The sequence below is a fragment of the Novosphingobium nitrogenifigens DSM 19370 genome (genome assembly GCF_000192575.1).
Lineage (GTDB): Bacteria > Pseudomonadota > Alphaproteobacteria > Sphingomonadales > Sphingomonadaceae > Novosphingobium > Novosphingobium nitrogenifigens.
In genome coordinates this window covers 246,176-270,567 of the sequence record NZ_GL876931.1, presented here as the reverse complement: position 1 = coordinate 270,567, position 24,392 = coordinate 246,176, and the positions used below count along the sequence as shown (strand labels likewise).

At 64.2% G+C, this 24,392-nt stretch carries 19 protein-coding genes; 13 read left to right on the top strand and 6 right to left on the bottom strand.

Features of this window, described 5'->3' with window-relative positions; all coding sequences use genetic code 11:
- Positions 1-54 precede the first annotated feature (54 nt).
- Complete coding sequence (locus tag Y88_RS09220) at positions 55-2,088, top strand: NAD(P)-binding protein (RefSeq protein ID WP_008068041.1); 2,034 nt, start codon at positions 55-57, stop codon at positions 2,086-2,088.
- 17 nt (positions 2,089-2,105) lie between these two features.
- Here the strand turns inward: Y88_RS09220 and Y88_RS09215 are convergent, their stop codons facing one another.
- Positions 2,106-2,282 (bottom strand): hypothetical protein, encoded by a 177-nt coding sequence (locus Y88_RS09215; protein ID WP_008068040.1) that lies wholly within the window; start codon positions 2,280-2,282, stop codon positions 2,106-2,108.
- A gap of 54 nt (positions 2,283-2,336) precedes the next feature.
- Positions 2,337-4,370, bottom strand: a complete 2,034-nt coding sequence (locus tag Y88_RS09210; RefSeq protein WP_008068039.1) for a tetratricopeptide repeat-containing sulfotransferase family protein — start codon at positions 4,368-4,370, stop codon at positions 2,337-2,339.
- Positions 4,371-4,896: 526 nt separating this feature from the next.
- Between Y88_RS09210 and Y88_RS09205 the strand changes: the two genes are divergently transcribed.
- Positions 4,897-7,275: a TonB-dependent receptor domain-containing protein gene (locus Y88_RS09205; protein WP_018075971.1), complete on the top strand. Its 2,379-nt coding sequence runs from the start codon at positions 4,897-4,899 to the stop codon at positions 7,273-7,275.
- Between the two features lie 42 nt (positions 7,276-7,317).
- On the opposite strand, the gene Y88_RS09200 is transcribed toward Y88_RS09205, so the two are convergent.
- Positions 7,318-8,214 (bottom strand): LysR family transcriptional regulator, encoded by an 897-nt coding sequence (locus tag Y88_RS09200; protein WP_008068036.1) that lies wholly within the window; start codon positions 8,212-8,214, stop codon positions 7,318-7,320.
- 89 nt (positions 8,215-8,303) lie between these two features.
- On the opposite strand from Y88_RS09200, the gene Y88_RS09195 reads away from it, so the two are divergent.
- Positions 8,304-9,122 (top strand): phytanoyl-CoA dioxygenase family protein, encoded by an 819-nt coding sequence (locus tag Y88_RS09195; RefSeq protein ID WP_008068034.1) that lies wholly within the window; start codon positions 8,304-8,306, stop codon positions 9,120-9,122.
- Between the two features lie 73 nt (positions 9,123-9,195).
- Here Y88_RS09195 and Y88_RS09190 read toward each other — a convergent pair whose 3' ends face one another.
- Both Y88_RS09190 and gabT read right to left on the bottom strand, forming a co-directional pair.
- Positions 9,196-10,671 carry an NAD-dependent succinate-semialdehyde dehydrogenase gene (locus Y88_RS09190; RefSeq protein WP_008068031.1) on the bottom strand — a complete coding sequence of 492 codons (1,476 nt, stop codon included), beginning with the start codon at positions 10,669-10,671 and terminating at the stop codon, positions 9,196-9,198.
- Entirely contained in the window at positions 10,668-11,954 is a 1,287-nt protein-coding gene (gene gabT / locus Y88_RS09185; protein ID WP_008068028.1) for a 4-aminobutyrate--2-oxoglutarate transaminase, read from the bottom strand. Before gabT ends, Y88_RS09190 begins: the two co-directional genes overlap by 4 nt.
- Positions 11,955-12,102: 148 nt before the next feature.
- Between gabT and Y88_RS09180 the strand changes: the two genes are divergently transcribed.
- From Y88_RS09180 to Y88_RS09160, 5 genes are all read left to right on the top strand, one after another.
- Positions 12,103-13,098: a LysR substrate-binding domain-containing protein gene (locus Y88_RS09180; RefSeq protein WP_008068026.1), complete on the top strand. Its 996-nt coding sequence runs from the start codon at positions 12,103-12,105 to the stop codon at positions 13,096-13,098.
- A 137-nt stretch (positions 13,099-13,235) separates the two neighbouring features.
- The gene (locus Y88_RS09175; protein WP_008068021.1) at positions 13,236-14,597 is read left to right on the top strand and encodes an aminotransferase class III-fold pyridoxal phosphate-dependent enzyme; all 1,362 of its coding nucleotides are present in this window, start codon (positions 13,236-13,238) and stop codon (positions 14,595-14,597) included.
- A 24-nt stretch (positions 14,598-14,621) separates the two neighbouring features.
- A complete protein-coding gene (locus Y88_RS09170; protein ID WP_008068019.1) occupies positions 14,622-16,127 on the top strand; it encodes a CoA-acylating methylmalonate-semialdehyde dehydrogenase in 1,506 nt (501 codons plus the stop codon).
- 310 nt (positions 16,128-16,437) lie between these two features.
- Positions 16,438-17,565, top strand: a complete 1,128-nt coding sequence (locus tag Y88_RS09165) for an acyltransferase family protein (protein ID WP_008068017.1) — start codon at positions 16,438-16,440, stop codon at positions 17,563-17,565.
- Between the two features lie 194 nt (positions 17,566-17,759).
- Positions 17,760-18,446, top strand: coding sequence for a hypothetical protein (locus Y88_RS09160; protein ID WP_008068015.1), 687 nt, complete (start codon positions 17,760-17,762; stop codon positions 18,444-18,446).
- 1 nt (position 18,447) lies between these two features.
- Here Y88_RS09160 and Y88_RS09155 read toward each other — a convergent pair whose 3' ends face one another.
- The gene (locus Y88_RS09155) at positions 18,448-19,431 is read right to left on the bottom strand and encodes a LysR substrate-binding domain-containing protein (RefSeq protein ID WP_008068013.1); all 984 of its coding nucleotides are present in this window, start codon (positions 19,429-19,431) and stop codon (positions 18,448-18,450) included.
- Positions 19,432-19,571: 140 nt separating this feature from the next.
- Here Y88_RS09155 and Y88_RS19585 point away from each other — a divergent pair, with 140 nt between their 5' ends.
- The 5 genes from Y88_RS19585 to Y88_RS09135 all read left to right on the top strand — a co-directional run.
- On the top strand, positions 19,572-19,721 hold the full coding sequence (locus tag Y88_RS19585; protein WP_157403871.1) for a hypothetical protein: 150 nt from the start codon (positions 19,572-19,574) through the stop codon (positions 19,719-19,721).
- A 153-nt stretch (positions 19,722-19,874) separates the two neighbouring features.
- Positions 19,875-20,147, top strand: coding sequence for a hypothetical protein (locus Y88_RS09150; RefSeq protein WP_008068007.1), 273 nt, complete (start codon positions 19,875-19,877; stop codon positions 20,145-20,147).
- Positions 20,129-20,917, top strand: a complete 789-nt coding sequence (locus Y88_RS09145) for a calcium-binding protein (protein ID WP_008068011.1) — start codon at positions 20,129-20,131, stop codon at positions 20,915-20,917. The genes Y88_RS09150 and Y88_RS09145 overlap by 19 nt, the downstream gene beginning before the upstream one ends.
- Positions 20,918-21,276: 359 nt before the next feature.
- A complete protein-coding gene (locus tag Y88_RS09140; protein ID WP_008068005.1) occupies positions 21,277-23,346 on the top strand; it encodes an amidohydrolase in 2,070 nt (689 codons plus the stop codon).
- Positions 23,343-24,392: ABC transporter substrate-binding protein (locus Y88_RS09135; protein WP_036500500.1), on the top strand; the 1,050-nt coding region annotated here is incomplete at its 3' end. The genes Y88_RS09140 and Y88_RS09135, both read left to right, overlap by 4 nt.

The following is a 24,392-nucleotide window of genomic DNA, read 5'->3' as shown; positions in this document are numbered from 1 at the left end:
GCCGCCACCCTTGTTGCCCCCGTTCCCACGCGGCCCCAGACGACAGGACCGGTCATGCCAGACGATACCGCACGCACGCCCCGCACCGACGACCGGCGTCTGGGCATGGATTGCCCGATCGAACGCCGCGACTTTCTCAATGGCGTACTGCTGGGGGCCGGGACGCTGGCGGCAGGTGCCATGGCGACCGGGGCTACCGGATCGAGCCGCGCCTTTGCGGCAGCCCTGACCGGAAACGGGCTCGATCCCTATCCGCCCCGGCGCACCGGAATGCGGGGCGCCCACCCCGGCGCCTTCGAAAATGCCCATGCCTTGCGCGACGGCACCTTGTCGCTTTCGGGCGCGGTCGATCAGGGGGAAATCTACGATCTCGTCATCGTCGGCGGGGGCCTGTCGGGCCTTTCTGCCGCGCATTTCTATCACAAGGCGATGGGCGCCGGGCAGAAAGTGCTCGTACTCGACAATCACGACGATTTCGGCGGCCATGCCAAGCGCAACGAATTCGTCGTCAACGGCAAGACCATCGTGTGCAACGGCGGCACGCTCAACATCGAAAGCCCAGGCCGCTACAATCCCTGGGCGCGCTCGGTGCTGGAAGACATCGGCCTCGATCTGGCGCGTTTTCGCACCGCCAACAGCGCCAACCGCCATCTTTATGCCGATTTCGGGCTGGCGGGCGCCTATGCCTTCGACCGCGAAACGTTCGGCAAGGCGACCGGGGGCAAGGACATGGTCGTGCGCCTGCCCAAGGAGCATTTCTGGGGCTTCAACCCCGACGTCATCGACAAGGCTCCGATCAGCGCTGCGGCAAAGGCCGCACTCCATCGCCTGACTTCGGACCGCCCGCCCGATTATCTCGAAGGCCTGTCGGTCGTCCAGAAGAAGGACTGGCTCGCCCGTCATTCCTTCCGCGAATTCCTGATCGAAAAGGCCGGGATCGGCGAAGAAGGCTATTGGTTCTTCCAGTTGATGGGATGCGGCACGTTCTGCGTCGGCGCCGATGCCACACCCGCGCTGTTCGGTTGGGTGCAAGGCTATCCCGGCTTTGCGGGCCTGGGTCTGGGCGAAATTCCCGATGGCCTGTTCGCCGACCTTCCCGGCGGCCAGCACGGACGCCAGAAGGAAGGAGATGGCGATGTCCACTTCCCCGACGGCAACGCGACCGTGGCCCGCGCACTGATCGCAAAACTGGTGCCCGGCGCCACCGATGCCCGGTCGCAGGAAGACCTCGGCCTTGCCCGCTTCGATTACGACGTGCTCGACCGTCCGGACAATCCGACCCGCATCCGCCTGTCGAGCATAGTCGTCCATGTCGAGCACATCGGCAATCCCGCCGGTGCCGAGGAAGTCGCCGTCCGTTACATGAACGGGGGCAAGCTTAGGCAAGTGCGCGGGAAGGCGGTCATTCTGGCGAGCTGGAACATGATGATCCCCTATGTCATGCCCGAATTGCCCGCCGCGCAAAAGGAAGCGCTGGCCTATGGAGTCAAGGGGCCGCTCGTCTATACCAGCGTCGCGCTGACCAACTGGCGCGCGTTTCACAAACTGGGCATTTCCCGCTTCGACTGCCCGACGATGTTCCATCACGAAGTCGGCCTGACCGAAGCCGTCTCGCTCGGCGGCCTTGCCCATGCCGCCAATCCCGACGAGCCGATCGTGGCCCATCTCGTCCACTATTGCACCAAGCCCGGCCTGCCCCGACGCGACCAGCATCGCGCGGCCCGCGCGGACCTGCTGGCGACCAGTTTCGAAACGTTCGAGCGCGAAACCCGCGCGCAGATGCAGCGCCTGCTCGGCCCCGGCGGGTTCGACGCACGGCGCGACATCGCCGCGATTACCGTCAACCGCTGGCCGCACGGCTATGCCTATACCTATAACAGCCTCTATGACCCGGTCGAATGGGTCTATAGCGAGACGCCGACGCGCCCTTGCGTCGTCGGGCGCCAGCCGTTCGGGCTCGTATCCATCGCCAACAGCGACGCAGCTGCCAGCCCCCACACCGATGCGGCCATGCTCGAAGCCCACCGCGCCGTGCAGGAAGTGATCGAGCGCAAGACCTATCCCTTCTCCCCGCGCCGAACGGCCTGATTTCAGGGTCTCAGATTTCAGGACCTCAGGGCAAGAGCGGCCCGGCCGGGCGCTTCATCGGTCATGAACAGATAAGCATCAGTACCCGGCTGACGATCCTTGTTGATCGAGCGGGCAGGCACCGATCCGGTTGCCTTGTCCTGATGCGTGACCAGCCAGCTTCGGGCGCGGGCAAGCGGTGCTGCGCCGGCCAAGACAGGAAAAGTGGTCGAAAGAATGCGACGCTTGAATGCCCCCCGGCAAAAGAATCAGATGTCCCGGCCGAGCCAGTCGCGCCAGTCCGGCGGCGTTCCCGGCCATGCCTCCACGACCGGCCCCAGCGCCTGTTCGAGCGGACCGAGCGAGGGCGCGAAGCGGCGCCAGCGATCGAGCCCGTCGGTAAAGATCGGCTGGCGCACTTGCTCTGCACTCGCCGTGCGCACCGCGCGCCCGTTGCGCCAGAATTCGAGACACCCCTCCTCGAACGGCAAGTCGAGCGCAGCCAGCAAGGCCCGGATCTGCCCATCGGTATCGGCAACGAGGTCTTCATAGACCACCCGATGGACAAGTCCCGGCACGGCTTCGTCAAAGGCTGCCATCTGGGCGACGTAATCGCGGTAATAGTGCCCGATGTCGGCAAGGTCATAGGCAAAGGCCTGTCCGCGCGCGAAATGCTGCTTCCACACGGCAAACCCCGCCGCCATCGGGTGGCGCCGCACATCGACAATGACCGCGCGCGGCAGGATCAGGCGAATGAGCCCGAGATGCTGCCAATTGTTGGGCATCTTGTCGATGAAACGGGGACGATCGGTCCGCCGGTGAACCCCCGCACGGGCGAGATAGTCTTCGCCCAGCGCCGTGCGCTCGTCTGCGGACAGCCCCGCGACGAGAGCTTCGGGAGAAACTCCTTCGCGACGCGCTCGCACGGCCAGACGATCGGCCAGCATCATCATCGCGGGCAATTCGTGCGTTCCCTCGACCTCGCTGTGGCTGGCGAGAATCTGCTCGACCAGCGTCGATCCGGCGCGCGGCAGGCCGACCACGAAAATCGGGTCCGCCGCCCCTACCCCGCCCGGTTCCAGCCCCGCAAAAAAGGCCGCATCGAACTGCCGCGCATGCGCACGGACACGGGTATGCGTTGCGCGCGCATCATAAGGGAGATCGGCGCGGCGCAGGCGATTGCCTTGCGCATAGGCGGCAAAGGCTTCGGCATCTTCGCCCGCATCCTCCAGCGCCTTGCCCAGAGCAAAGTGCAACTGGAACGCATCCTCACCCCGCGCCCCGGCCGCCAGCGCCGCGCGCATGGCGGCAATGTCCCCGGCGTCGAGCCGGACGGTCTTGAGATTGGCAAGGCTCCACCATGCCTCGCCCGAACCCGGCGCGCGCGCGATGGCACCACGAAAGGCCTCCACCGCCTTGCCTGCATGCCCCAGCGTCTTGGCGACATGGCCGAGATTGAGGAAAACCGCCGCCGGAGCAGTCCCTCGCGCAATCAGATCCTCATAAATCACGCGCGCGGCGTCCTGTTCGCCCAGCTTTACCAGGATCGAGGCCCGCAGCATGACAAGCCCGGGTTCATCGGGGGCACGGGCGACGAGAATGTCGGCCTGTTCCATGGCTTCGGGCAAGCGGTCTGCCTCGACCAACATCCGCGCCAGAAAAACGCGGGCAGCCTCGAACCCCGGCGCCAGCGCGACAGCCTGCGTAACATGGACGATCGCCTGATCCTGTCGTCCGCTGCGCCAGGCCAGTTCGCCCAACAAGCGGATCGCCGCCGCGTCGTCTGGCATGAGCGAGAGATAACGCTCGATCAGCGCCTGCGCCTTGTCCGTTGCGCCTGCGGTCATGGCGCGGGCCGCTTCGGCCAGCATGGGATCGACACTGGCCGCCGCGACCGCCCCGGCATCGGCGTGCCAGGCTTCATCCTCTGCCCCGGTCATGCGCAAGGCGCGGGCCAGCGCCTGCCACGTGCGGGCAAGACGCGGCTGCGCGCGGGTCGCAAGGCGCAAGGGAGCAATGGCGCGGGCATGATCTCCTGCCGCCACGAGGGCAAGGCCCCATTCCCCGGCAAGGACCGGATCCTCCGGGGCCGCGCGCACCGGCAAGTCGAGTGCGGCAACCGCACCATGTGCATCCCCGCACAGGCGCAAGGCGCAGGCGAGCACCATGGCCGCGCGGGGATCGTCCGGCTGCGCCCGCACCACCTCTCGCGCCAAGGCCGCAGCCGCAGCAGAATCGCTGCCGAGCAGGCGGTGCGCCGCATCGAGCCGGTTGCCCGCCTCGGAAGCTGTGGGCCTGTTCATCCCGTTTCCACCGCCCCTCATGCCAGTTCTTCCGAAACGGAAGGTGCTGCATCATGGCGCTCTGGCGCCGCCAAGACCACACCCTTGAATGTGCAAGTCCATATGCCTGATTGTCATGGATAAAAGGGTGGATCGGCGCGCTTGACAGGCAAAAGCCGCGCGTTTTAGCCTCGCATCGTAACCAAGACCGGAAATGACGCCATATATCCCCGTATTTCAGAGGGATACGGCACCAATCCCAATCCTTTTCAGACACAACAAGTCCGAATTCGTTCGCAAGTTGAAGCAGGGGCGTTTCGCATCGCCTTGGCAGGGGTGCGATCATGGCGAGAATGACGATTGGGCCGGAAGCACCACGCTTCCCGGCACGGGCTTCGTCGTCCCGCCAATCCCCCGCGACGTGATCCGCGCCGCCATCGGCGCGTCATTAGGGGAGCATGACGTGACAAGAGATCCATTAAAAAGAGCAGATGCCGGATCGGGAACGGCATCGCGACAATGGCTCTGCCTGCTCGGTGCGGCGACCATGCTGACGCCGCCCGGAGCAAGCGTCGTCATGGCCCAAACCGCGCAAGCCGCCCAAACCGCGACACCCGCTGCGGAAAGTGGCGCTCCGGCCCTTGGTGAAATCGTGGTGACCGCCACGCGCAAACAGGAAAGCATCCAGAAAGTGCCGGTCAGCCTGCAAGCGCTGACCATGGACAAACTCGAACAACACGAAGTGAAGAACTTCACCGACTATGCCCAGATGTTGCCGAGCGTCAGTTTCGATACGCTCGGGCCCGGCCGATCGAATTTCTATTTCCGCGGCATTTCCGTAGGCGGCGTCGGTCTGCCGACGGCCGCGCTCTATCTCGACGACGTGCCGATGACGTCAAGCAACGGCCAGCCGGAAATCCATATCTACGACGTCGAACGCGTCGAGGCGCTGTCGGGACCGCAAGGAACGCTGTTCGGTTCGAGTTCACTTGCCGGGACCATGCGCATCATCACGCAAAAGCCCAAGCTCGACAAATGGGAAGCGGGCATGGACGTGCAGGCGGCCAAATACGGCGCGGGAGATACCGGCGGGCAAGTCGAAGGATACCTCAACGCCCCGCTCGCAGCCAATCTCGCCTTGCGCGTCATGGCCTTTTACGACCACGAAGGCGGCTACATCGACAACACTCCTGCGAGCTACACCTATACGTTCGGGCAGAACAATCCCGCGATTTCCTATGTCAGCAGCAATGCCGCCATCGCCAAGAACAATTACAACCCGGTCACCGAATGGGGCGGGCGCGCCAGCCTTCTGGCGGAGGCGGGCAACTGGTCGATCATGCCCTCGATCACCTACCAGCACCTCGCGAGTTCGGGCACGTTCAATTACGACCCGCGCTTTTCCGGGTTGCAGGTGCATGATTACACCCCGACCCATACCAAGGATGAATGGTATCAGGCCTCGCTGACCATTCAGGGCCAGATCGCCGGGCTCGATGTGACCGGCGTCGTCGGCTATTTCCACCGCGCCACGCACATCCTGCAGGACTATGCCTATTATTCGATTGATTACGACAAGATGGGCGGAAGCTATTACTACTTCCGCGATCAGAACGGCGCCATTCTCGATCCGGCCCAATATGCGACCGAATCCACCGTGGGCAAAAAGATCACCGAGGAACTGCGCATCGCAACGCCCAAGTCATCGAAACTGCAAATGACGGCCGGGGTATTCCACCAGTACCAGAAGAACTCGTTCGACGCGGACTATATCTATTCCGGCTCGGCCAACGGCTATGCGGGGACCGACTATGACCCGACGACCGGTATTTTCACCCCGACCAATCCGGCCCCGGCGGTGCGCGGCAATGCGCTCTATGCGACCGATTACGATCAGACCTACAAGGATTTCGGGCTCTATGCCGAAGCGACCTACCCGATCCTGCCTGCGGTCAAAGTGACCGGCGGCATCCGCTATTTCTCGACCAGCAACAACACCTATGGCTTCAACGGCACGATCTATGACATGGATACGTGCAGTTTCCCGCTGACGAAACGCCTGCAATGCATCAACGTCAACGAGCCCTATCACCAGACCGGCGAGACACACAAAGCCAGCATCGCCTGGCAGGTTCGTCCCGACAAGATGCTCTATTTCACCTACTCGACCGGCTTCCGGCCCGGCGGCGGCAACAACCTTACCGGCAGCAGTCCGTACAAGGCCGACACGCTCGACAATTTCGAAATCGGGGTGAAGGCCCGCTTCGGGCGGAACTTGCGCGTCAATGCGGCCGCCTATTACGAAAAGTGGAACGGGGTCCAATATCAGGTCGTGGTCCCCAACACGTTCGGCAGCACGAACACGGTCAATGCCGGGGACGCTCGCGTCTATGGCATCGAGGCGGACTTCGACTGGAAAATCGGCCCCGTGCTGATTTCGGGATCGGGCGCCTACAACGATTCCCGCCTGTCGACGAACTTCTGTGATCTCGTCTCGTCTTCCAATCTCGTCCCGCGCTCAACCTGTTCGAGCGAAACCGGCGACCTCGCCGCATCCAAAGGCACCCGCCTGCCGCGTCAGCCCCGCTTCAAGGGGCAGTTGACGGTCCGCTATGAACGCCCGATCGGCCGCTGGAACGCCTTCGTCCAGGGCGTTGCGTTCCACCAGTCGAGCAGCACGTCCGACCTCAACACCGCCAATGATGCCCTGTTCGGCGATCCCACCGGGTTCGAAAGCTTCGACTTCTCCACCGGCGCCAAGCGCGGTGGGTTCAGCGCCGAGATCTTCATCCAGAACACCTTCGACAAACGCGGCGTGCTCAGCCGCAATGCCTTCTGCGAAATCCAGACCTGCACCGAAGGCTCGCGCAGCTATCCGATCAAACCGCAATATTTCGGCATCCGGTTCAGCCAGAAATTCCTGTAACCCTTCGCGCAGGGGATGGCGGCCTTTACGGCCGCCATCCCCTCACTGGATCAGAACCCCGGCAATGGCCGCATGGGCCTGCGTCACCAATTCGTTGGGCAGGTCCAGTCCGTTCCTTGCAATAATGACCGGTTCCACCGCGAAATCATCGTCGATGGCGATGCTGCTGACCGGTTTGCCGTCATAGCTCCGCGTTGCAGGCGGCACGCAATAGCTGATGCCGACGCCCATGGCGTTGCCGACAAGACTGCGCATCAGTTCGACCGACGCAACGCGATGGGTCACGAGCGGCTTCAGCTTCAAGCGTTGGAACAGGCCAAGGACGTGCCGGATCGACAGGCCTTCTTCGGAAAGAATCAAGCTCTCCCCGGCAAGATCCCGCAAGGCGATGCGCGACTTTCCCGCCATCGGGTGATCGCCTGCGAGCAGGGCATGGGGCCGGGCATCGACGAGATGGGATTTCGAAAAACTGGCGTCCAGTCCCAGATCATAGGTCACCGCAAGATCGATCCGCCCATCGAGCATCTCGCGTGCCAGCGTGGCAAAATCGCTGACGCGATAGCGGATGTCGACTGCGGGCAATCGTGTCGCCAGAGCCTTGAGGACTGGGCCGAGATGGAACGGCGCCAGCCCGTCGAACATCCCCACGGTCAACCGCCCGCTTACCGCGTGACGCATCAGGTCCGGGTCTTCGAGCCGCCGGGCCATGGCGAGAAGATCCTCGACTTTGTCGACATAGGCCTCGCCCGCCGCCGTCAGCGTGATCGGGGCCCCCTTTCGCCGCACGAAAAGCTTGTACCCCAGATAATCCTCGACCTGGGTCAAGGCCACCGACAGCGAGGGCTGCGACACGTTGAGCTGCACCGCCGCACCCGAAAGGCTGCCTGCCCGGGCCACGGCCGTAACATATTCGAACTGGCGCAAGCTGAGATATAGCATCGGCCTATTTTTAAATTTCGAATATATTATTTCAAACTAATTCCCCACCTCCCCTAGGGATCCTGCGCGAACCGCAAGCGGAGACCTTGATGACCGATCCCCTGATCACTCCGGACCATATCGAAACTTTCCAGCGCGACGGCGTGGTTCTGATCTGCGGCCTGTTCAAGGATCATGTCGACACCCTGCGCGCCGGGATTGCGCGGAACATGGCCGAACCCGGTCCATTCGCTGCCGAATCCGTGAGGCCGGGAGAAGGCGGTCGTTTCTTCGACGACTATTGCAACTGGCACCGCATCCCCGAATTCGAGGACGTCATCCGCAACTCCCCGGTCGCCCAAGCCGCTGCCGACCTCATGCAGTCAGATCGCGTCCAGCTGTTCCACGATCATGTCCTGGTGAAGGAAGCAGGCACATCCAAGGCCACGCCCTGGCATCAGGACGCACCCTATTATTTCGTCGAGGGGCAACAGACGGTCAGCTTCTGGTCACCGCTCGATCCCGTGCGCGAGGCGACCTTGCGTTGCGTTGCCGGTTCGCATCGCTGGGCCAAGCCCGTGCTTCCGATCCGCTGGCTCTCGGGCGACGACTTTTACGCCGATCCCGACAGCTATATGCCCATCCCTGACCCGGACGCGGAAAACATGGACATTCGCGAATGGGACATGGAACCCGGCGATGCGGTCGCGTTCAACTACAAGATCCTGCACGGCGCACGCGGCAATCACGCCGCAACCGGTCGCCGGGCTTTTTCGTTGCGGCTGGTGGGGGACGACACGCGCTATGTCGAGCGCCCCGGTCGCACCTCGCCCCCTTTCCCCGGACATGACATGCAGCCGGGCCAAAGATTGCGCGAAGACTGGTTCCCGATCCTGTACGAGCGCAATCGGCCCGAGGCGCAAACCTGAGACGCCCAAAAAAAGACCCCGGAAGCGATGAACTCGCTTCCGGGGCTCAAGGGTGGAACTGTGTGATCCGCGATCAGATCGCGATGCAGGCCAGCTTGATTTCGAGGTAGTCGTCCACCCCGAGATGCGAGCCTTCGCGGCCGAGACCGGATTCCTTGACGCCACCGAACGGCGCGACTTCGGTCGAGATGATCCCGGTGTTGAAGCCGACCATGCCGTATTCCAGCGCTTCCATCAGGCGCCACTGACGCGGCGTGCTGGCGGTGTAGACATAGGACGCAAGGCCCGCGCGGGTGTCATTGGCCATGGCCACGACTTCGTCCTCGCTGGTGAAGCGGATCAGACCGGCGAGCGGACCGAAGGTTTCTTCACGGACGAGCAAGGCGTCGGGGCGCACGTCGACCAAGACCGTCGGGCTGTAGAAACGCTCGCCCGCCGCATTGGGCTCGCCACCGGTCAGGACACGGGCGCCGCCCGCAACCGCATCGGCAACGTGCGAGGCGACCTTGGCCACCGCGCGCGCATCGATCAGCGGCCCCTGTTCGGTCGGACCGGTCAGGCCGTGACCGACGCGATAGGTCGAAACCCGCGCAGCCAGCTTCTTGGCGAACTCGTCATAGACCGCGTCGTGGACATAGAGGCGGTTGGCGCAGACGCAAGTCTGGCCGGTGTTGCGGAACTTGGAAGCCAGAGCCCCTTCGATCGCGGCATCGACGTCGGCATCCTCGAACACGATGAACGGCGCATTGCCGCCCAGTTCGAGGCTCACGCGCTTGACCGTCCCGGCGCACTGGGCAGCCAGGAGCTTGCCGACACCGGTCGAGCCGGTGAAGGTGAACTTGGCCACGCGGGGATCGCCGGTCAGGACCGCGCCGATCGCCTTGGCTTCACCCGTGACGATGCTCAGGACCCCGGCCGGAACGCCGGCTTCCTCGGCCAAAACCGCCAGAGCGAGCGCCGAATAGGGCGTCAGTTCCGAGGGCTTCACCACGAACGTGCAGCCCACCGCGAGCGCGGGACCGGCCTTGCGGGTGATCATCGCCAGCGGGAAGTTCCACGGCGTGATCGCCCCGACGACACCGACCGGCTGACGCGTGACGACCAGACGGCGGTCGGCCATGTGCGGGGTCAGCACTTCGCCGCGAATGCGCCGCGCTTCTTCGGCAAACCAGTCAAGGAACGAAGCGGCATAAGCGACTTCGCCCTTGGCTTCGGCCAGCGGCTTGCCCTGTTCGGCGGTCATGATCAGCGCCAGATCGTCGGCGTGGGCGTACATGAGTTCTGCCCAGCGACGCAGGATCGCACCGCGTTCCTTGCCGGTCTTGGCCCGCCATGCGGCAAAGGCCCCTGCCGCTGCGGCGACGGCCTCGTCCGCTTCGGCAAAACCGAAGTCGGGAACGTGGCCGATCACTTCGCCGGTGGCGGGATTGTCGACGGCAATAGTCTTGAGCGAGGTGCGCCATTCACCCGCGATGAAGGCCGCCTCGCGCCAGAGATCGGGACGGGCGAGGACCGGCTTGGAACGAACGGCGGTATCGACAGCGCTCACGCGGCAACCTTTCCACCGACCGAAGCCAGCGCCTTTTCCATGATGTCGAGACCTTCGTCGATGATCGCGTCCGACGCGGTCAGCGGCACGAGGATACGCACGGTTTCACCCTTGGGGCCACAGGTCAGCAGGATGAGACCGCCTTCGAGCGCCGCCGTGCTGACAGCCTTGGCGCAGACGCCATCGGTTTCGCCATCGGCATTGGTCACGTCGAAAGCGACCATGGCGCCAAGACCGCGCAAGTTGGCGACCGGCAGGCCCGCAGCGGCAAAGCCCGCGATACGCTTGCTCAGGCGCTCACCCACCGCCGTCGCACGGTCGAGCAGCTTTTCTTCCTCGATCACGTCGAGCACGGCGAGCGAGGCTGCACAACCGATCGGCGAACCGCCGTACGTGCCGCCCAGACCGCCCGGATCGAGCGCGTCCATGATCGGCGCGCGACCGATCAGGCCCGACAGCGGGAAACCGCCGCCCAGCGACTTGGCAGTGCAGACGAGGTCGGGTTCGACGCCGCTGTGCTCGATCGCGAACAGCTTGCCGGTACGGCCGAAACCGGCCTGCACTTCGTCGGCGATGAGGAGGAAACCGTACTGGTCGGCAAGAGCGCGCAGCGCTTCGAGGAATTCGGTCGGAGCGACGTGGAAGCCGCCTTCGCCCTGAACCGGTTCGACGATCACGGCAGCGACACGCTCGGGTTCGACGTCGGCGGCAAACAGCGTCTGGATCGCGGCCAGGCTCTTTTCGACGGTGTTGCCGTCAAGGCCGGTCGGGAACGGCGCGTGGAAGACTTCCGGCGGCATCGGGCCGATCTTGCGCTTGTAGGGCGTGACCTTGCCGGTCATGGCCGAAGCCAGCAGGGTGCGGCCGTGGAACGCACCGACGAAAGCGATGACCGCCGAACGGCCGGTGGCGGCACGCGCGACCTTGATCGCGTTTTCGGTAGCTTCGGCGCCGGTGGTCAAGAGGATGGTCTTGGCATCGCCCGAGAACGGCGCACGCTCGTTCAGGCGTTCGCACAGCTCGATATAGCTTTCATACGGGTTCACCTGGAACGCGGTATGGGTAAAGCGCTTGAGCTGCTCTTCGACGGCAGCCATGATCTTGGGGTGGCGGTGGCCGGTGTTGAGCACCGCGATACCACCGGCGAAATCGACGTAACGGCGGCCTTCGACGTCCCACACCTCGGCATTTTCGGCGCGATCGGCATAGACCGCAGTTGACGAGGCAACGCCGCGCGGCACGGCGCGATCACGGCGAGCGGCAAGCGACTTGTTGTCGGACATGAAGGTGAGACTCCGCTAAAAAGGGTGGCAACAAGATGGCACCACCTGCTTGCCGCGATAAGCCGACAAATGGTAGATCGTTGGTGACAAATTGTTACCACCAGACCCCAACCGATCCGAAGTTTCGAAACCGAAAAGCACAAAGCCCGTGGTCGACCGTCCTCACCTGCCCCCGTTTTCCGCCCTTCGCGCGTTCGAGGCCTTTGGCCGACACGGCAAAGTGCGCCGCACCGCCGCCGCACTCGGCGTCAGCCATGCGATCGTCAGCCGCCACTTGCGCGCGCTCGAAGACTGGCTGGGCGTCATGCTGATCGACCGTGTGCATGGCGGCCTGACGGCAGCGGGGGCGGACTACCACGCCCTCATCGGCCCCGCGTTCGATCAGTTGTGCAGCGCGACCGAACGCCTGCGCGGGGATGCCGGGACAAGGCTGCAGATCTGGTCGATGCCGGGCCTTGCCTATCACTGGCTGACCAGTCGCCTGCCCGATTTCGGACGTCGCCATCCCGGCCTTGCGGTAACGCTGCGCCCCTCGGACGCGGCGCCCGATCTCAATCGGCACGAGGCCCACGCCGACTTGCGCTGGTGGCGCGACAGCGACATCGCGGGCAGCGAGCTTCCCGCGATCGAGCGCGTCGCCGCGATCCGTCCCCGCGTCTTTCCGGTCGCCCGCCCCGATGCGCCCTGGCTCAAGGGCCGCACGATCACGAGCCCTTCCGACCTTCTGACTCTGCCCCTGCTGCACGAGGACGACGATGTCGAATGGCACATCTGGTTCGGCGCGCATGGCGTCGACATCACTCTGCCCCCGCCCGCCGCGCGGCTGTGGCAGGCGCACATGACCCTGGTGGCCGCCCGCGAGGGACAGGGCGTCGCGCTGACCAATGCCTTCCTCGCCGCCGAGGACCTTGCCGCCGGGCGCGTGGTCGAACTGGGCGCAGGCAATCCCGATTTCCGCCCGGTGTCGCTCGGCGCCTATTACTTCACCACCCATCGCGACAGCGGACAGAGCCGCCCCTTGCGCCAGTTCGCCGCCTGGCTTGCCGATCAGGTCGCCGAAGCGCCCGCCGACTGGCAGGCCGCACCGCTTGCCCCGCTGCCTCCCCATCCGGCGGAACCGACGCGTACGACCGAACCGGTGTAATCGCCGCAGTGGTGCATGGGGTGCACCACCGATACGCGGTTTACCCCTTACGAGAGAGCGGCATTCCCCGCATCACGCGGTGTCTGCCGCGCCACCCCCCGTGGAGCGCGGCCCTTCCTGTCGAGACGGAGAGCACGATGGCCACGACCGCGAAACTGGACATCCGTACGCCTGAGGAACTGGTCGCCGCTGCCGGTGATCTGGATCTCAGCCATTTCTGGATGCCTTTCACCAACAACCGCTTCTTCAAGGCCAATCCGCGCCTGCTCGCTTCGGCCAAGGACATGCATTACGAAACGACCGACGGGCACAAGGTGCTCGACGGCACGGCCGGCCTGTGGTGCGTCAATGCCGGTCATGGCCGCGCGCCGGTTGCCGCCGCGATTGCCGCTGCTGCGCAGACGCTCGACTTTGCGCCCACGTTCCAGCTTGGCCATCCGATGGCGTTCAAGGCGGCGACCGCGCTGGCCGCGATCATGCCCGCAGGCCTCGACCGCATCTTCTTTACCGATTCCGGGTCGGAAAGCGCCGACACCGCGCTCAAGATGGCGCTCGCCTATCACCACGCACGCGGCGAAGCGCAGCGCTTCCGCCTGATCGGACGCCAGCGCGGCTATCACGGCACCAATTTCGGCGGCATGTCGGTCGGCGGCATCGGCGGCAATCGCCGTCGCCACGTCAGCCAGGTCTGGGGCGTCGACCACCTTGCCCACACCCACGGCGACGCCGTGCGCTTCCAGCGCGGCATGCAACCTTCGAACGGCAACCTTGCCGACGAACTCGAAGAACTGGTGCAGCTCCACGGTCCCGAAACCATCGCAGCCGTGATCGTCGAACCCGTGGCGGGCTCGACCGGCGTGCTGGTGCCGCCGCAGGGCTATCTCCAGCGCCTGCGCGACATCACCAGGAAGTACGGCATCCTGCTGATCTTCGACGAAGTCATCACCGGCTTCGGCCGTCTCGGCACGCCGACCGCTGCCGAATACTTCGGTGTGACGCCCGACATCCTCACCATGGCCAAGGGCCTGACCAACGGCTCGGTACCGATGGGCGCCGTCGCTGCCAGCCGCGAAGTCCATGACACCGTCGTCAACGGTTCGCCCGCGGGCATCGAATTCTTCCACGGCTACACCTATTCGGGCCATCCCGTCGCGGCGGCGGCGGCCGTTGCCACGCTCGGCCTCTATGCCGACGAAGGGATCTTCGCCCACGCCGCCGGCCTCGCCAAGGTCTGGGAAGAAGCCGCCCATTCGCTGCGCGATTGCCCCAACGTGATCGACATCCGCAATATCGGCCTTGTCGCGGGGATCGAACTGGCCGCGCGCGACGGTGCTCCGGGTGCCCGCGCGATGGAAGCGTTCCATCGCGCATTCGATGCGGGCCTCTTGATCCGCGTCACGGCTGACATCATCGCGCTTTCGCCGCCGCTGATCGTCTCGGAAAGCCAGATCCACGAGATGTTCGGCAAACTTGCCGAAGTCCTGCGCCAGACCGCCTGATCCGCCCCCAAACGAAAGCATCCCATGTCGATCATCGAACACGTCTTTGCCGGGGCCGCGCGCGGCTACCAGCCCGAGGGCGATCGCCTTGCCCCCGTCTACAATCCCTCGACCGGCGAAGTCGCGCGGCAGGTGCGCCTTGCCACCACCGGCGACATGGCCGCCGCGATTGCCGCAGCCAAGGAAGCACAAGTCGGATGGGCCGCACTCAATCCTCAGCGCCGCGCCCGCGTCCTGTTCAAGTTCAAGGATCTGATTGAACAGGAAATGGAAAGTCTTGCTGAAATGCTCTCGTCCGAGCACGGCAAGACCGTTCCTGATGCCAAGGGAGACATCCAGCGCGGGCTCGACGTCGTCGAATTCTGCTGCGGCGTGCCGCACCTGCAAAAGGGTGAATATACGCAAGGGGCAGGTCCGGGCATCGACGTCTATTCGCTGCGTTCGCCGCTCGGCGTCTGCGCGGGGATCACGCCGTTCAATTTCCCCGCGATGATCCCGCTGTGGATGATGGCGCCCGCTCTCGCGACCGGCAATGCCTTCATCCTCAAGCCCTCGGAGCGCGCGCCGAGCGTGCCGGTGCGCCTTGCCGAACTGCTCGCCGAAGCCGGGCTTCCCGACGGCGTGCTGCAAGTCGTTCACGGCGACAAGGTCGCCGTCGACGCCCTGCTCGACCATCCCGACATCAAGGCGGTGAGCTTTGTCGGTTCGTCCGACATCGCCCAGGCGGTCTATGCCCGCGGCACGGCCAACGGCAAGCGGGTGCAGGCCATGGGCGGCGCCAAGAACCACGGGATCGTTCTGCCCGACGCCGACTTCGACCAGGCGGTCAACGACATTCTGGGCGCGGCCTATGGCTCGGCGGGCGAACGCTGCATGGCGCTGCCGGTCGTGGTGCCGGTGGGCGAAGACACCGCCGAAGAACTGCGCCGCCGCCTGATCGAGGGCATTGCCAAGCTGCGCGTAGGCGTCTCGACCGACCGCGACGCGGACTTCGGCCCGGTGGTCACCGCCCAGCACAAGGCGAAGATCCTGTCCTATATCGACATGGGGGTCGAGGAAGGCGCCGAACTGGTAGTCGACGGGCGCGATTTCGTCATGCAGGGCCACGAGAACGGCTTCTTCGTCGGCCCGACCCTGTTCGACAAGGTCACGCCCAAGATGCGTTCCTATCAGGACGAAATCTTCGGCCCGGTGCTGCAGATCGTGCGCGCGGCCGCGCTTGACGAAGCCATCGCGCTCGCAACCCAGCACCAGTACGGCAACGGCGTCGCCCTGTTCACCCGCAACGGCGGTGCGGCACGGCGCTTCGTCGAAACGGTCGAAGTCGGCATGGTCGGCATCAACGTGCCGATCCCGGTTCCGGTCAGCTACCACAGCTTCGGCGGGTGGAAGCGCAGCGCCTTTGGCGACCACAACCAGTACGGCACGGATTCGATCCGCTTCTTCACCAAGACCAAAGTCGTCACCCAGCGCTGGCCTGATCCGGGCGAAGCGCTCGGCAATGCCTTCGTCATCCCGACCATGGGCTGATCGGCGGCTTCAACACCGACGAAACGGAAACGCCGCGACCCCACCGGGTTGCGGCGTTTCTTTATTCGGGACAGAAATCAAATAATGCTTCCATTTTTCCGAATAATCTTGAACAAGAACATTTAACAGCCGATTCATTACATCCGAAGACACCAAAAAAGTTCCTGATCCAAGTTAATAATCAAACCTCTGGTCGCGCCCCGCATCACCAATACCCCTCCCGCAAACAAGGTTGCCCCCGGTCGTGGAAGAAATCCCTGAGGCCGGACGTTATCCATCGAACAGGCGGTCCGGTCAGAGTTCCATGCCCATGAGCAGTCAAAGCCGGAAGATCAGCGGCATCCAGTACCTACGCGGCATTGCCGCGATTTCGGTGGTCTTCGACCACACTGTCGGCATGGCCGCCTTTCCCAAGTATTTCGGCGCGAACTTCGGAAACTGGCCAGCTGGCCCCGGCGTCCTGGGCGTCAATCTCTTCGCCGTGATCAGCGGTTTCATCATTGCCCGCACGTCGTTGGCCATGTCCGACGGCAAGATCGTTTCCCGCGTCACTTTGCGGGAATTCGCATCGCGCCGGTTCTTTCGCATTGTCCCCATCATGGGGCTGGCGATCCTCACCTATTACCTCGGCCGCGTGATCGGTCATCACGACACCTTCCGCTTCACGTATGTGCGAGCGATGTTTTTGGTTCCTTTCGGGAGTTACGAGCCCAAATCGCTGTGGACACTGCGCCTCGAATCCCTGTTCTACATCGCCTTTGCCCTCTCGTTTCTGATAAGGCGCCATCGCCCGGCACTCTTCGTGCTGTGGGGCCTTTCACCGCTGGCCTATCTTGCCCTCGGCCTGCCCGCCGAACCCGGTGACGCACTGGGTCAGTTCGTGAGGAACGTGACCTTTCCGACCAATTTCGACTTTCTCGCCGGGTTTGTCCTCGGCCTTGCAAACTTGCGCCATACCCGCAATCTGCGCCTGCCCGGCGGCCGGATGGCATTCGCGCTGATCCTCGGGGCCTATCTCGTGGCCTGGCGCGCAGGAACCCACGTCGAAATTGGTTTCACCGCCGTTTTCCCTGCACTGTGCGCAGCGATGGCCTCCTGCATCGTGTTGTTCCTGGCCGCACACATGAACTGCCGCGCGGGCGCTCTGGACCGGATCGGCACGCTTTTGGGCAAGGCGTCGTTCTCGATCTACCTGTTTCACCCGCATCTGGTTTCAGCCATGCTGTCGATCCTTTCCCGAATCGCCCACGATCTCGACATCCGCGTCGTCGTTGCCGCGATCACGATGCTGTCCGTTTTCGGCAGCATTATCATTCACCTTCTGATCGAGGCTCGGCTCGAAGCGGTCAGCCGCAAGGCCGCCGCGCGCATCCTCGCGCTTGTACCGTCATTGTCCTCGCGGGTGCCCGTCAATGAACTTGCCGGTAAAAATATCTGACCCACGTATTGGAAGGAACAATTCCCCCCCAAGAGCATAGTGCGGTGCATGACTTACTTGAGAATATGCCTTAACCTTGGGGACATACCGATCCCCCTCATTCAAGACGATTAAACGGACACGCGCCAAAATCTCCGTTCCCCTTTCATGAACATGCCCCGTGAGGGGACATCACCGTCCCGATCGGAACACCGATGCATTTGCGCCAACGCCTCTTCATCGTCGTCGGCCCCCTGACGTTGGCCGGATGCGGAGCCGTCGAGCCATCCGCCGGGGCCCTCACGGGAATCCCCGCCAATGAAAACGCCCTCGCCAATCTGGTCGATACGGCCGCTGCAGAAGCGGACGACGTTGTCGGCACCAGTCACAAGGGCAGCATTCTCAAGACCCGCAACGACCGCATCTGCAAAGTCCTGGCCAATGCCGAACTGGCACCGGGCGACGGCAGCCTGACTTTGAAGGACGCCATCGGGAACCGCTATGCCGCCGCCCTGCTCGGCGGTGAAGCCTTCGGCCCGCGAGTTGCCGACTGGGTGGGCAAAGTCGTGAAAATCGAGGACCATGTCGACGGCAAGGATGCCTTGCAGATCGCCATCTCTCCCCACGCGACTGTCGGAACCCGCGAAGACGCGCGGATCGACGATGGCAGGAACACCCTGATCGCCCCGTCGTCCCCCATGTTCGCGCAAGTCTCGCACATGAAAGCGGGCGATCTCGTGCGCTTTTCCGGTCAGTTCTTCTTCAATGCCGAGACGTGCATCGAGGAAACGAGCCAATCCCTGGATGGCAAGGTTGCCAATCCGGAATTCCTGTTCCGGTTCACGGCCCTCGCCCCTTATGCCGCAACCGCCGGGCGCGCTGGGGCCACCACGACGCGCTGAATTACCCCTCGCGCGTGCGTTGCCTCAGGAACGTGCGCAAGCGGGCGATCTGCGGCGCGTTCCAGCGGTCGGCCCGCGCAACGAACCAGTAACTGCCGATCGTGACCGGCCGCGTTCCCGGAACGGTCAGCTCGACCAGAGCCCCGTTCGCCAGATCCCGCCCGACGAGATAACGATTGGCCAGAGCCAGACCCCGCCCCTGCCGCGCCGCCGCGATGGCGAGATGCGCGTGCCACAGCAAAGGCCCCGAAAGGCTGCGTCCGGCCAGCGGCACTCCGTTTTGCGTCAACCACGCCCGCCACTGCTCGTGGTGCTCTTCATGCAGCAAGGGGGCAGACAGCAAGTCCTCGGGCACGGACAAGTCGAGCGTTGCGGCCAGTGCCGGACTGGCCACGATGACCAGCGGCGGCCTTGCCAGTTCAAGCGTTTGCAGTCCCGGCCCGCCCGGTTGCGGAGGCCAGTCGTCGCCATAGAACCGGATGTCAGCATCGGCCTCGAACTGGACGAGATTGGCGCAGGCATCGGTCGGGCGCAATTCGACCGCGAAACCGGGATCGGTCCTTTCGAAATCGGCCAGCTGGTCCGACAGCCATTGCGTCGCGAACCCCGGCACGGCCCAGAGCCGCAAGCCTTCACCGGTGCCGCTCGCCATGATGTCGCGGGTCGCGGCGACCAGATCATGGACGGCGGCTGAAACCCTTGCATGATAGGCACGCCCCGCGTCGGTCAGGACCAGTCGCGCGCCGCCCCGTTCGACCAGCGGCACGCCGAGCCAGTCTTCCAGCGTCCGCAGATGGCGACTGACCACGGTATGGTCGATGCCCAGCGCCTGCGCCGCCCGGCGCACGCCCCCCATGCGCCCGACGACCTCGAACGCGCGCAAGGCAGCGAACGGGGGCAGGCCGTGCCCACCGCGCACGGTGTCGACAGCCGCATCGCCGCCTTCGCGGCGCTCTGCATCGGAATGGGAAACTGGCGAGGTCATCGCAACCGCAGGAGACCCTTGAAAGGAGGGACAATTTCACCCCGCCACGACCGGGCGGTGCCAGCCCCGCATACACCACGACAGCAGCCCTGACACCCTTTTGCCTGACGCCCCCTTTTTGTTATTGCGCAAGCGCATTCATGAGCAGTCAGACCGTCACCGTTTCACAGTATCTCGAACAGATATCGACCGCCGGAGCTTATTCGTCGTCGGTGACTCTGTCGGATACCGGAAGCAATATCGCATCCCTGTCCGCATCCGATTCGCCAATCCTGCCGCCAATGGGGTGACGACGGTCGTCACCACCGATCACACACTCGCCCCCACCGTTACGCAGTATCTGGCTCTCGGTTCGGTCAGCCTCTCGGGCGCCGACTACATCACGCTTGCCGACACCAGTGCCAATCTCGCCGGGCTCACCGCCACGCAGATCGCAAGCCTCGGTGACGCAGGCATCCGCCAGCGACGACACCCTGCGCCTCAACCTCGCCCAGCTCCAGGGGCTCGGCACAGTCTCGCTCGACCACCCGGCAGCCCCCCTGTCGATTGCGACGGTCGACTTCGCGACGCTCGACGCCATCGCGCTGAACGTGATCGGGATCACCCTGATCAGCGGGATCGACGGCGCCCTCACCATCACGGCGCCGCAGCTCGGCGCACTCGGCGCGATCACGCTGGAGCCGCCTCCTACGTCACGTTGGCCGACGCCAGCCTGACGCTGACCGCCGCCCAGTCGGCAGCTCTGGGATCGATGGAAGTGGCTTCGACGGGCACCGTCACCCTGTCGGATCTGACCAGCGCCATCTCGGCCTTGTCTGCGGGCGATATTGCCGGGCTTGCCGGGGCCGGGATCACCTCGATCTATGCCACCAACGGCACGCTCAAGCTGAGCGCGGCACAGTACGAAGCACTCGGCACCACCACCATCGACAGCCGCGACAAGGTGACGATCAGCTCTAACCACAGCTTCGTCGCGAGCAATAATGTCAACAACGTGACCCTTGTCGGCAATCGCAACATCGACGCGACCGGCAATTCCAAGGCCAACATCCTCATCGCCAACTCGGGTAACGACCACCTCAACGGGATGGGCGGCGATGACAAGCTGGTCACCGGAACCGGGCACGACACCCTGACCGGCGGTCTCGGTGCGGACCGGTTCGTCTTTGCCGACGGCAAGACCGGCGGCAATTCCTTTGCCACCGCCGACCGCATCACCGACTTCAACCACAGCGAACACGACGTGATCGTCCTGACCGGTGTGTCTGCGATTGCGGGCAATTCGGCCAGCGCCGGTGAATTCACTTTCATCGGCGACCACAGCTTCTCGGGCCATGCGGGCGAGCTGCGCTACGAACAGGTCGGCGGCAACACCTATATCGAAGGGGACACCACCGGCAGCGGCAGTGCCGGTTTCATGATCCGCGTCGATGGTCTCCACGACTTCGCAGCATCGGACTTCGCCCTGAACCCGCTGCTGCTCTGACGACTTTTCCGGCTTGGTGTCCGATTTGATATTTCGGCAATGCCGGAATTTCAAAGGATCGGCACCAAGCCTCTCAGACGTCCGACAAGGCCCCCGTTTCCCTTACCGGAAGCGGGGGTTTTTCGCTTTTGGGCGTTCATTCTGCGATCACAATAAAGCAGGATCGACATCCCTCCAACCGCACCCCAAGAGCACCCCGCCGATCGGAACATTCAATTCCCCAAGCATTTTCGGCATTTCTCAAAGGACCTGTCCGGCACCCTTGTAACCGTCACAAGCAGCAAGGGCATTGAAACACCCCTCGTTATCAACGATCACTGTGCGCGCTGCATCGGCCCTCTTGCCAAGGAAATGCCCCCATGCCCCCGCGCACTCGTTTCCGCCGCCACCTGCCACTCGCCCGCAGCGCCGCGGCCTCCCTGGCCGTCGCGCTGGCCTTGCTGGCACAGGGACCGGCGATGGCGCGCACCGTTGCAACGGCTCCGGCCCAGACCATTCTCGTCAATGCCCGCATCGCCACCCAGGACGATGCCCGCCACGAAGCCGAAGCCATGGCCATCCGCGACGGCAAGCTGATCGCGGTGGGAACGAGGGCGCAGGCCATGGCCTATCGCGGACCCAAGACCGCCGTGATCGACGCGGGCGGACGCCGCGTGCTGCCCGGGCTCGTCGACGCGCATCTCCATCCCCCGCTCGGGCTCTATCCGATCGATGTCTGCGACCTCGACAACAAGGCGCACTCGCTCGCGGACCTGAGCGCGATCGTGCACGACTGCATTGCCCGCTACAAACCGGCCAAGGGTGAATGGCTGAGCGTTGCGCAATGGAACTATGCCGACGGCAACGACCTGTCCCCGGGCTATGAGACCATCCGCGCCGCGCTCGACCGCGCCGCGCCCGACAATCCGGTGCAGCTGGTCGGATCGGACTTTCACCACGGCGCCTACAACAGCGCGGCTCTCGTTCTGGCGCGTCAGAGCGACGGGACCACGGTCGGCCTGTCGGCGGCAACGCTGGCCGGTCCGTTCAAAAGCTTTGCCACGTTCGTCGGCGTCGACGCCCATGGCGAGCCCGATGGCCGCGTCGGCGAAACCGCCCGCGCGCTGATCCCCTCGCCCACTTTGCTGGGCAGCGTGTTCCAGGCCGTGCTGCGCGAACCCGAACGCACGGTCGAGGCGCTCAATGGCGCCGGGATCACCGCCATTCAGGATGCGGCCGTGACCATCGGCGAAAACGACCGGCTCTATACCGAGCTCGAACGGCGCAACCACCTGACCCTGCGCGTCAACATGCTGCCGCTGATGGGCAAGGACACCATCGCGCTGGGCAGTACGACACTCTCGGTCGAGGACATGGTGAAAGCCGCGAGCGCCTTTCGTGCGCGTTTTGCCGCCGATCCGCTGATCCGCGTGACCGGGGTCAAGGTCTTCGTCGATGGCGTACTCGAAGCCAATCCGCTGGCCGTGCCACCGACGATGCCCAATTCGCCTTCGCTCAAGCCCTATCTTCAGCCGATTTTCCGCACCGAAGCGGGCAAGACCGCCGTCGTCGGCTATGTCGACACCGATGGCCCGGCCTGCCACGGCTGGGCCGCGGCAAGCGAGCACGGCAAGGCAGCGGCCTCGGCCTTTCTTGCCGCCAACGGCTATCACCCCGATCAATGCGCGAAGGTTTCGGGTGCTTTCGTCACCGGGCCGCCTCTGCTCGGTCGCTATGTGACAGCGATGCATCGCGCCGGGTTCGACGTGCATCTTCATGCCATCGGCGATGGCGCAGTGTCCGCCGCGCTCGATGCCGTGGAAGCCGCGCGCGCCGATTATCCCGCCTTTGCCTCGCGCGATGCGATCGCCCATCTCCAGATCGTGTCGGATCGCGATATCGAGCGCCTTGGCCGCGATCACATTTTCGGCGTTTTCACGATGAGTTGGGCCGTCCACGACCCCGCCGCCGATCTCGACGTCGTGCCATTCGTCGAAAACGTGCTGGTCAACGGCAAGATGGATCTCAACCAGCCCGACAGCTATTACGACCGTCACGCCTACCCTGCCAAATCGATGCTCAAAGCCGGTGGGATCATCGCCGCCGGGTCGGATGCGCCGGTTGCCTCGCGCAATCCCATCCCCTTCGTCAACATGGCCGCTGCCCTCACCCGCCAGATGGAGGGACAGCCCGTCCTCGGGCCGCAGGAACGCCTGACCATTGCCGAAGAACTGGACGCCTATACCCGCAACGGTGCCCGTGCCCTGCGCCGCGAAGACGAGATCGGCTCGCTCGAACCGGGCAAGTCGGCCGATTTCATCCTCATTGACCAGGACATCTTCGCACTCGGCGCGCAAGGCAAAGGCGCCGACATCGCTAGGACCCGCGTGCTCGAAACCTGGTTCAAGGGGCAAAGAGTCTTTGTCGCCAAACCGGGGGCCGCGTCATGAACGGCTCGCGCCTTTCCCGCCGCTCGTTGCTGGCCGCACTCGGCGCGGCGGGCGTCGGCCTGACACTCTCGGCCTGCAAGAACAAGCACGGTCGCAACGGCGACATCAATTTCTACACCTGGGATTCCTATACCGGCGAACACACTTACGAATGGACCGAGGAACAGCTCGGCATTGCCGTCAACGCCAGCGTCTTTGCCAGCAACGACGAAATGTTCGCCAAGCTCGCCTCGGGCAATTCGGGCTATGACGTGATCGTGCCGACGCACCATTTCGTCACACGCCTGCGCGAGGCCGGACTGATCCAGCCGCTCGATCTCCGGCGCATTCCCAATGCCGCCAATCTCCTGCCCATGTTCCGCGATCCGCCGTTCGATCCGGGCCGCCACTGGTCGATGCCCTATACCTGGATCACGCTCGGCATCGGCTATCGCAAATCGAAAGTCTCTGGCGTTCCCGACAGCTGGAAATGGCTGTTCGAATCCGACCGCTACAAGGGCCGGATCGCGCTCTATGATCAATCGGACGACCTCATCCGCATGGTCGCCATCTATCTCGGCCACGGTCCCGACCGCCTCGCCCCGGCAACGCTGGCCCGCATCGAATCCCTGCTGATCGCGCAAAAGCCCAATATCCGCGCCTTCCATTCCGACGACGGACAGGACCTGCTGCTCGCTGGCGACGTCGATCTGGTGATGGAATTCAACGGCGACATCGCCCAGGTGATGAAGGAAGACCCCGACATCGATTTCGTCGTCCCGCGCGAAGGATCGCTGCTCTCGTCCGACTGCCTGTGCATTCCCAAGAATGCGCCCTCGCCCGATCAGGCCCATGCCTTCATCAATTTCATTCTCGACGGCAAAGTCGGTGCCGACATTTCGCGCACGATCCTGTTCCCCACCCCCAACGCAGCCGCGCTCGCCCGCATGCCCGCGTCCTATCGCGACAATCCGGTGATCTATCCGCCTGCCGACGTGCTGGCGCGGTGCCACTATACGCCGTGGGAAGGGGCGGATGTCGCCCGTTCCTTCGAAGAGCTTCTGACC

Bases quoted from the DNA above. Each gene is read 5' to 3' on its own strand.
- Y88_RS09170 (WP_008068019.1), top strand. From the start codon at position 14,622: ATGTCGATCATCGAACACGTCTTTGCCGGGGCCGCGCGCGGCTACCAG.
- Y88_RS09165 (WP_008068017.1), top strand. From the start codon at position 16,438: ATGAGCAGTCAAAGCCGGAAGATCAGCGGCATCCAGTACCTACGCGGC.
- gabT (WP_008068028.1), bottom strand. From the start codon at position 11,954: ATGTCCGACAACAAGTCGCTTGCCGCTCGCCGTGATCGCGCCGTGCCG.
- Y88_RS09205 (WP_018075971.1), top strand. From the start codon at position 4,897: ATGCTGACGCCGCCCGGAGCAAGCGTCGTCATGGCCCAAACCGCGCAA.
- Y88_RS09140 (WP_008068005.1), top strand. From the start codon at position 21,277: ATGCCCCCGCGCACTCGTTTCCGCCGCCACCTGCCACTCGCCCGCAGC.
- Y88_RS09155 (WP_008068013.1), bottom strand. From the start codon at position 19,431: ATGACCTCGCCAGTTTCCCATTCCGATGCAGAGCGCCGCGAAGGCGGC.
- Y88_RS09175 (WP_008068021.1), top strand. From the start codon at position 13,236: ATGGCCACGACCGCGAAACTGGACATCCGTACGCCTGAGGAACTGGTC.
- Y88_RS09210 (WP_008068039.1), bottom strand. From the start codon at position 4,370: ATGAACAGGCCCACAGCTTCCGAGGCGGGCAACCGGCTCGATGCGGCG.
- Y88_RS09220 (WP_008068041.1), top strand. From the start codon at position 55: ATGCCAGACGATACCGCACGCACGCCCCGCACCGACGACCGGCGTCTG.
- Y88_RS09195 (WP_008068034.1), top strand. From the start codon at position 8,304: ATGACCGATCCCCTGATCACTCCGGACCATATCGAAACTTTCCAGCGC.
- Y88_RS09200 (WP_008068036.1), bottom strand. From the start codon at position 8,214: ATGCTATATCTCAGCTTGCGCCAGTTCGAATATGTTACGGCCGTGGCC.
- Y88_RS09160 (WP_008068015.1), top strand. From the start codon at position 17,760: ATGCATTTGCGCCAACGCCTCTTCATCGTCGTCGGCCCCCTGACGTTG.
- Y88_RS19585 (WP_157403871.1), top strand. From the start codon at position 19,572: ATGAGCAGTCAGACCGTCACCGTTTCACAGTATCTCGAACAGATATCG.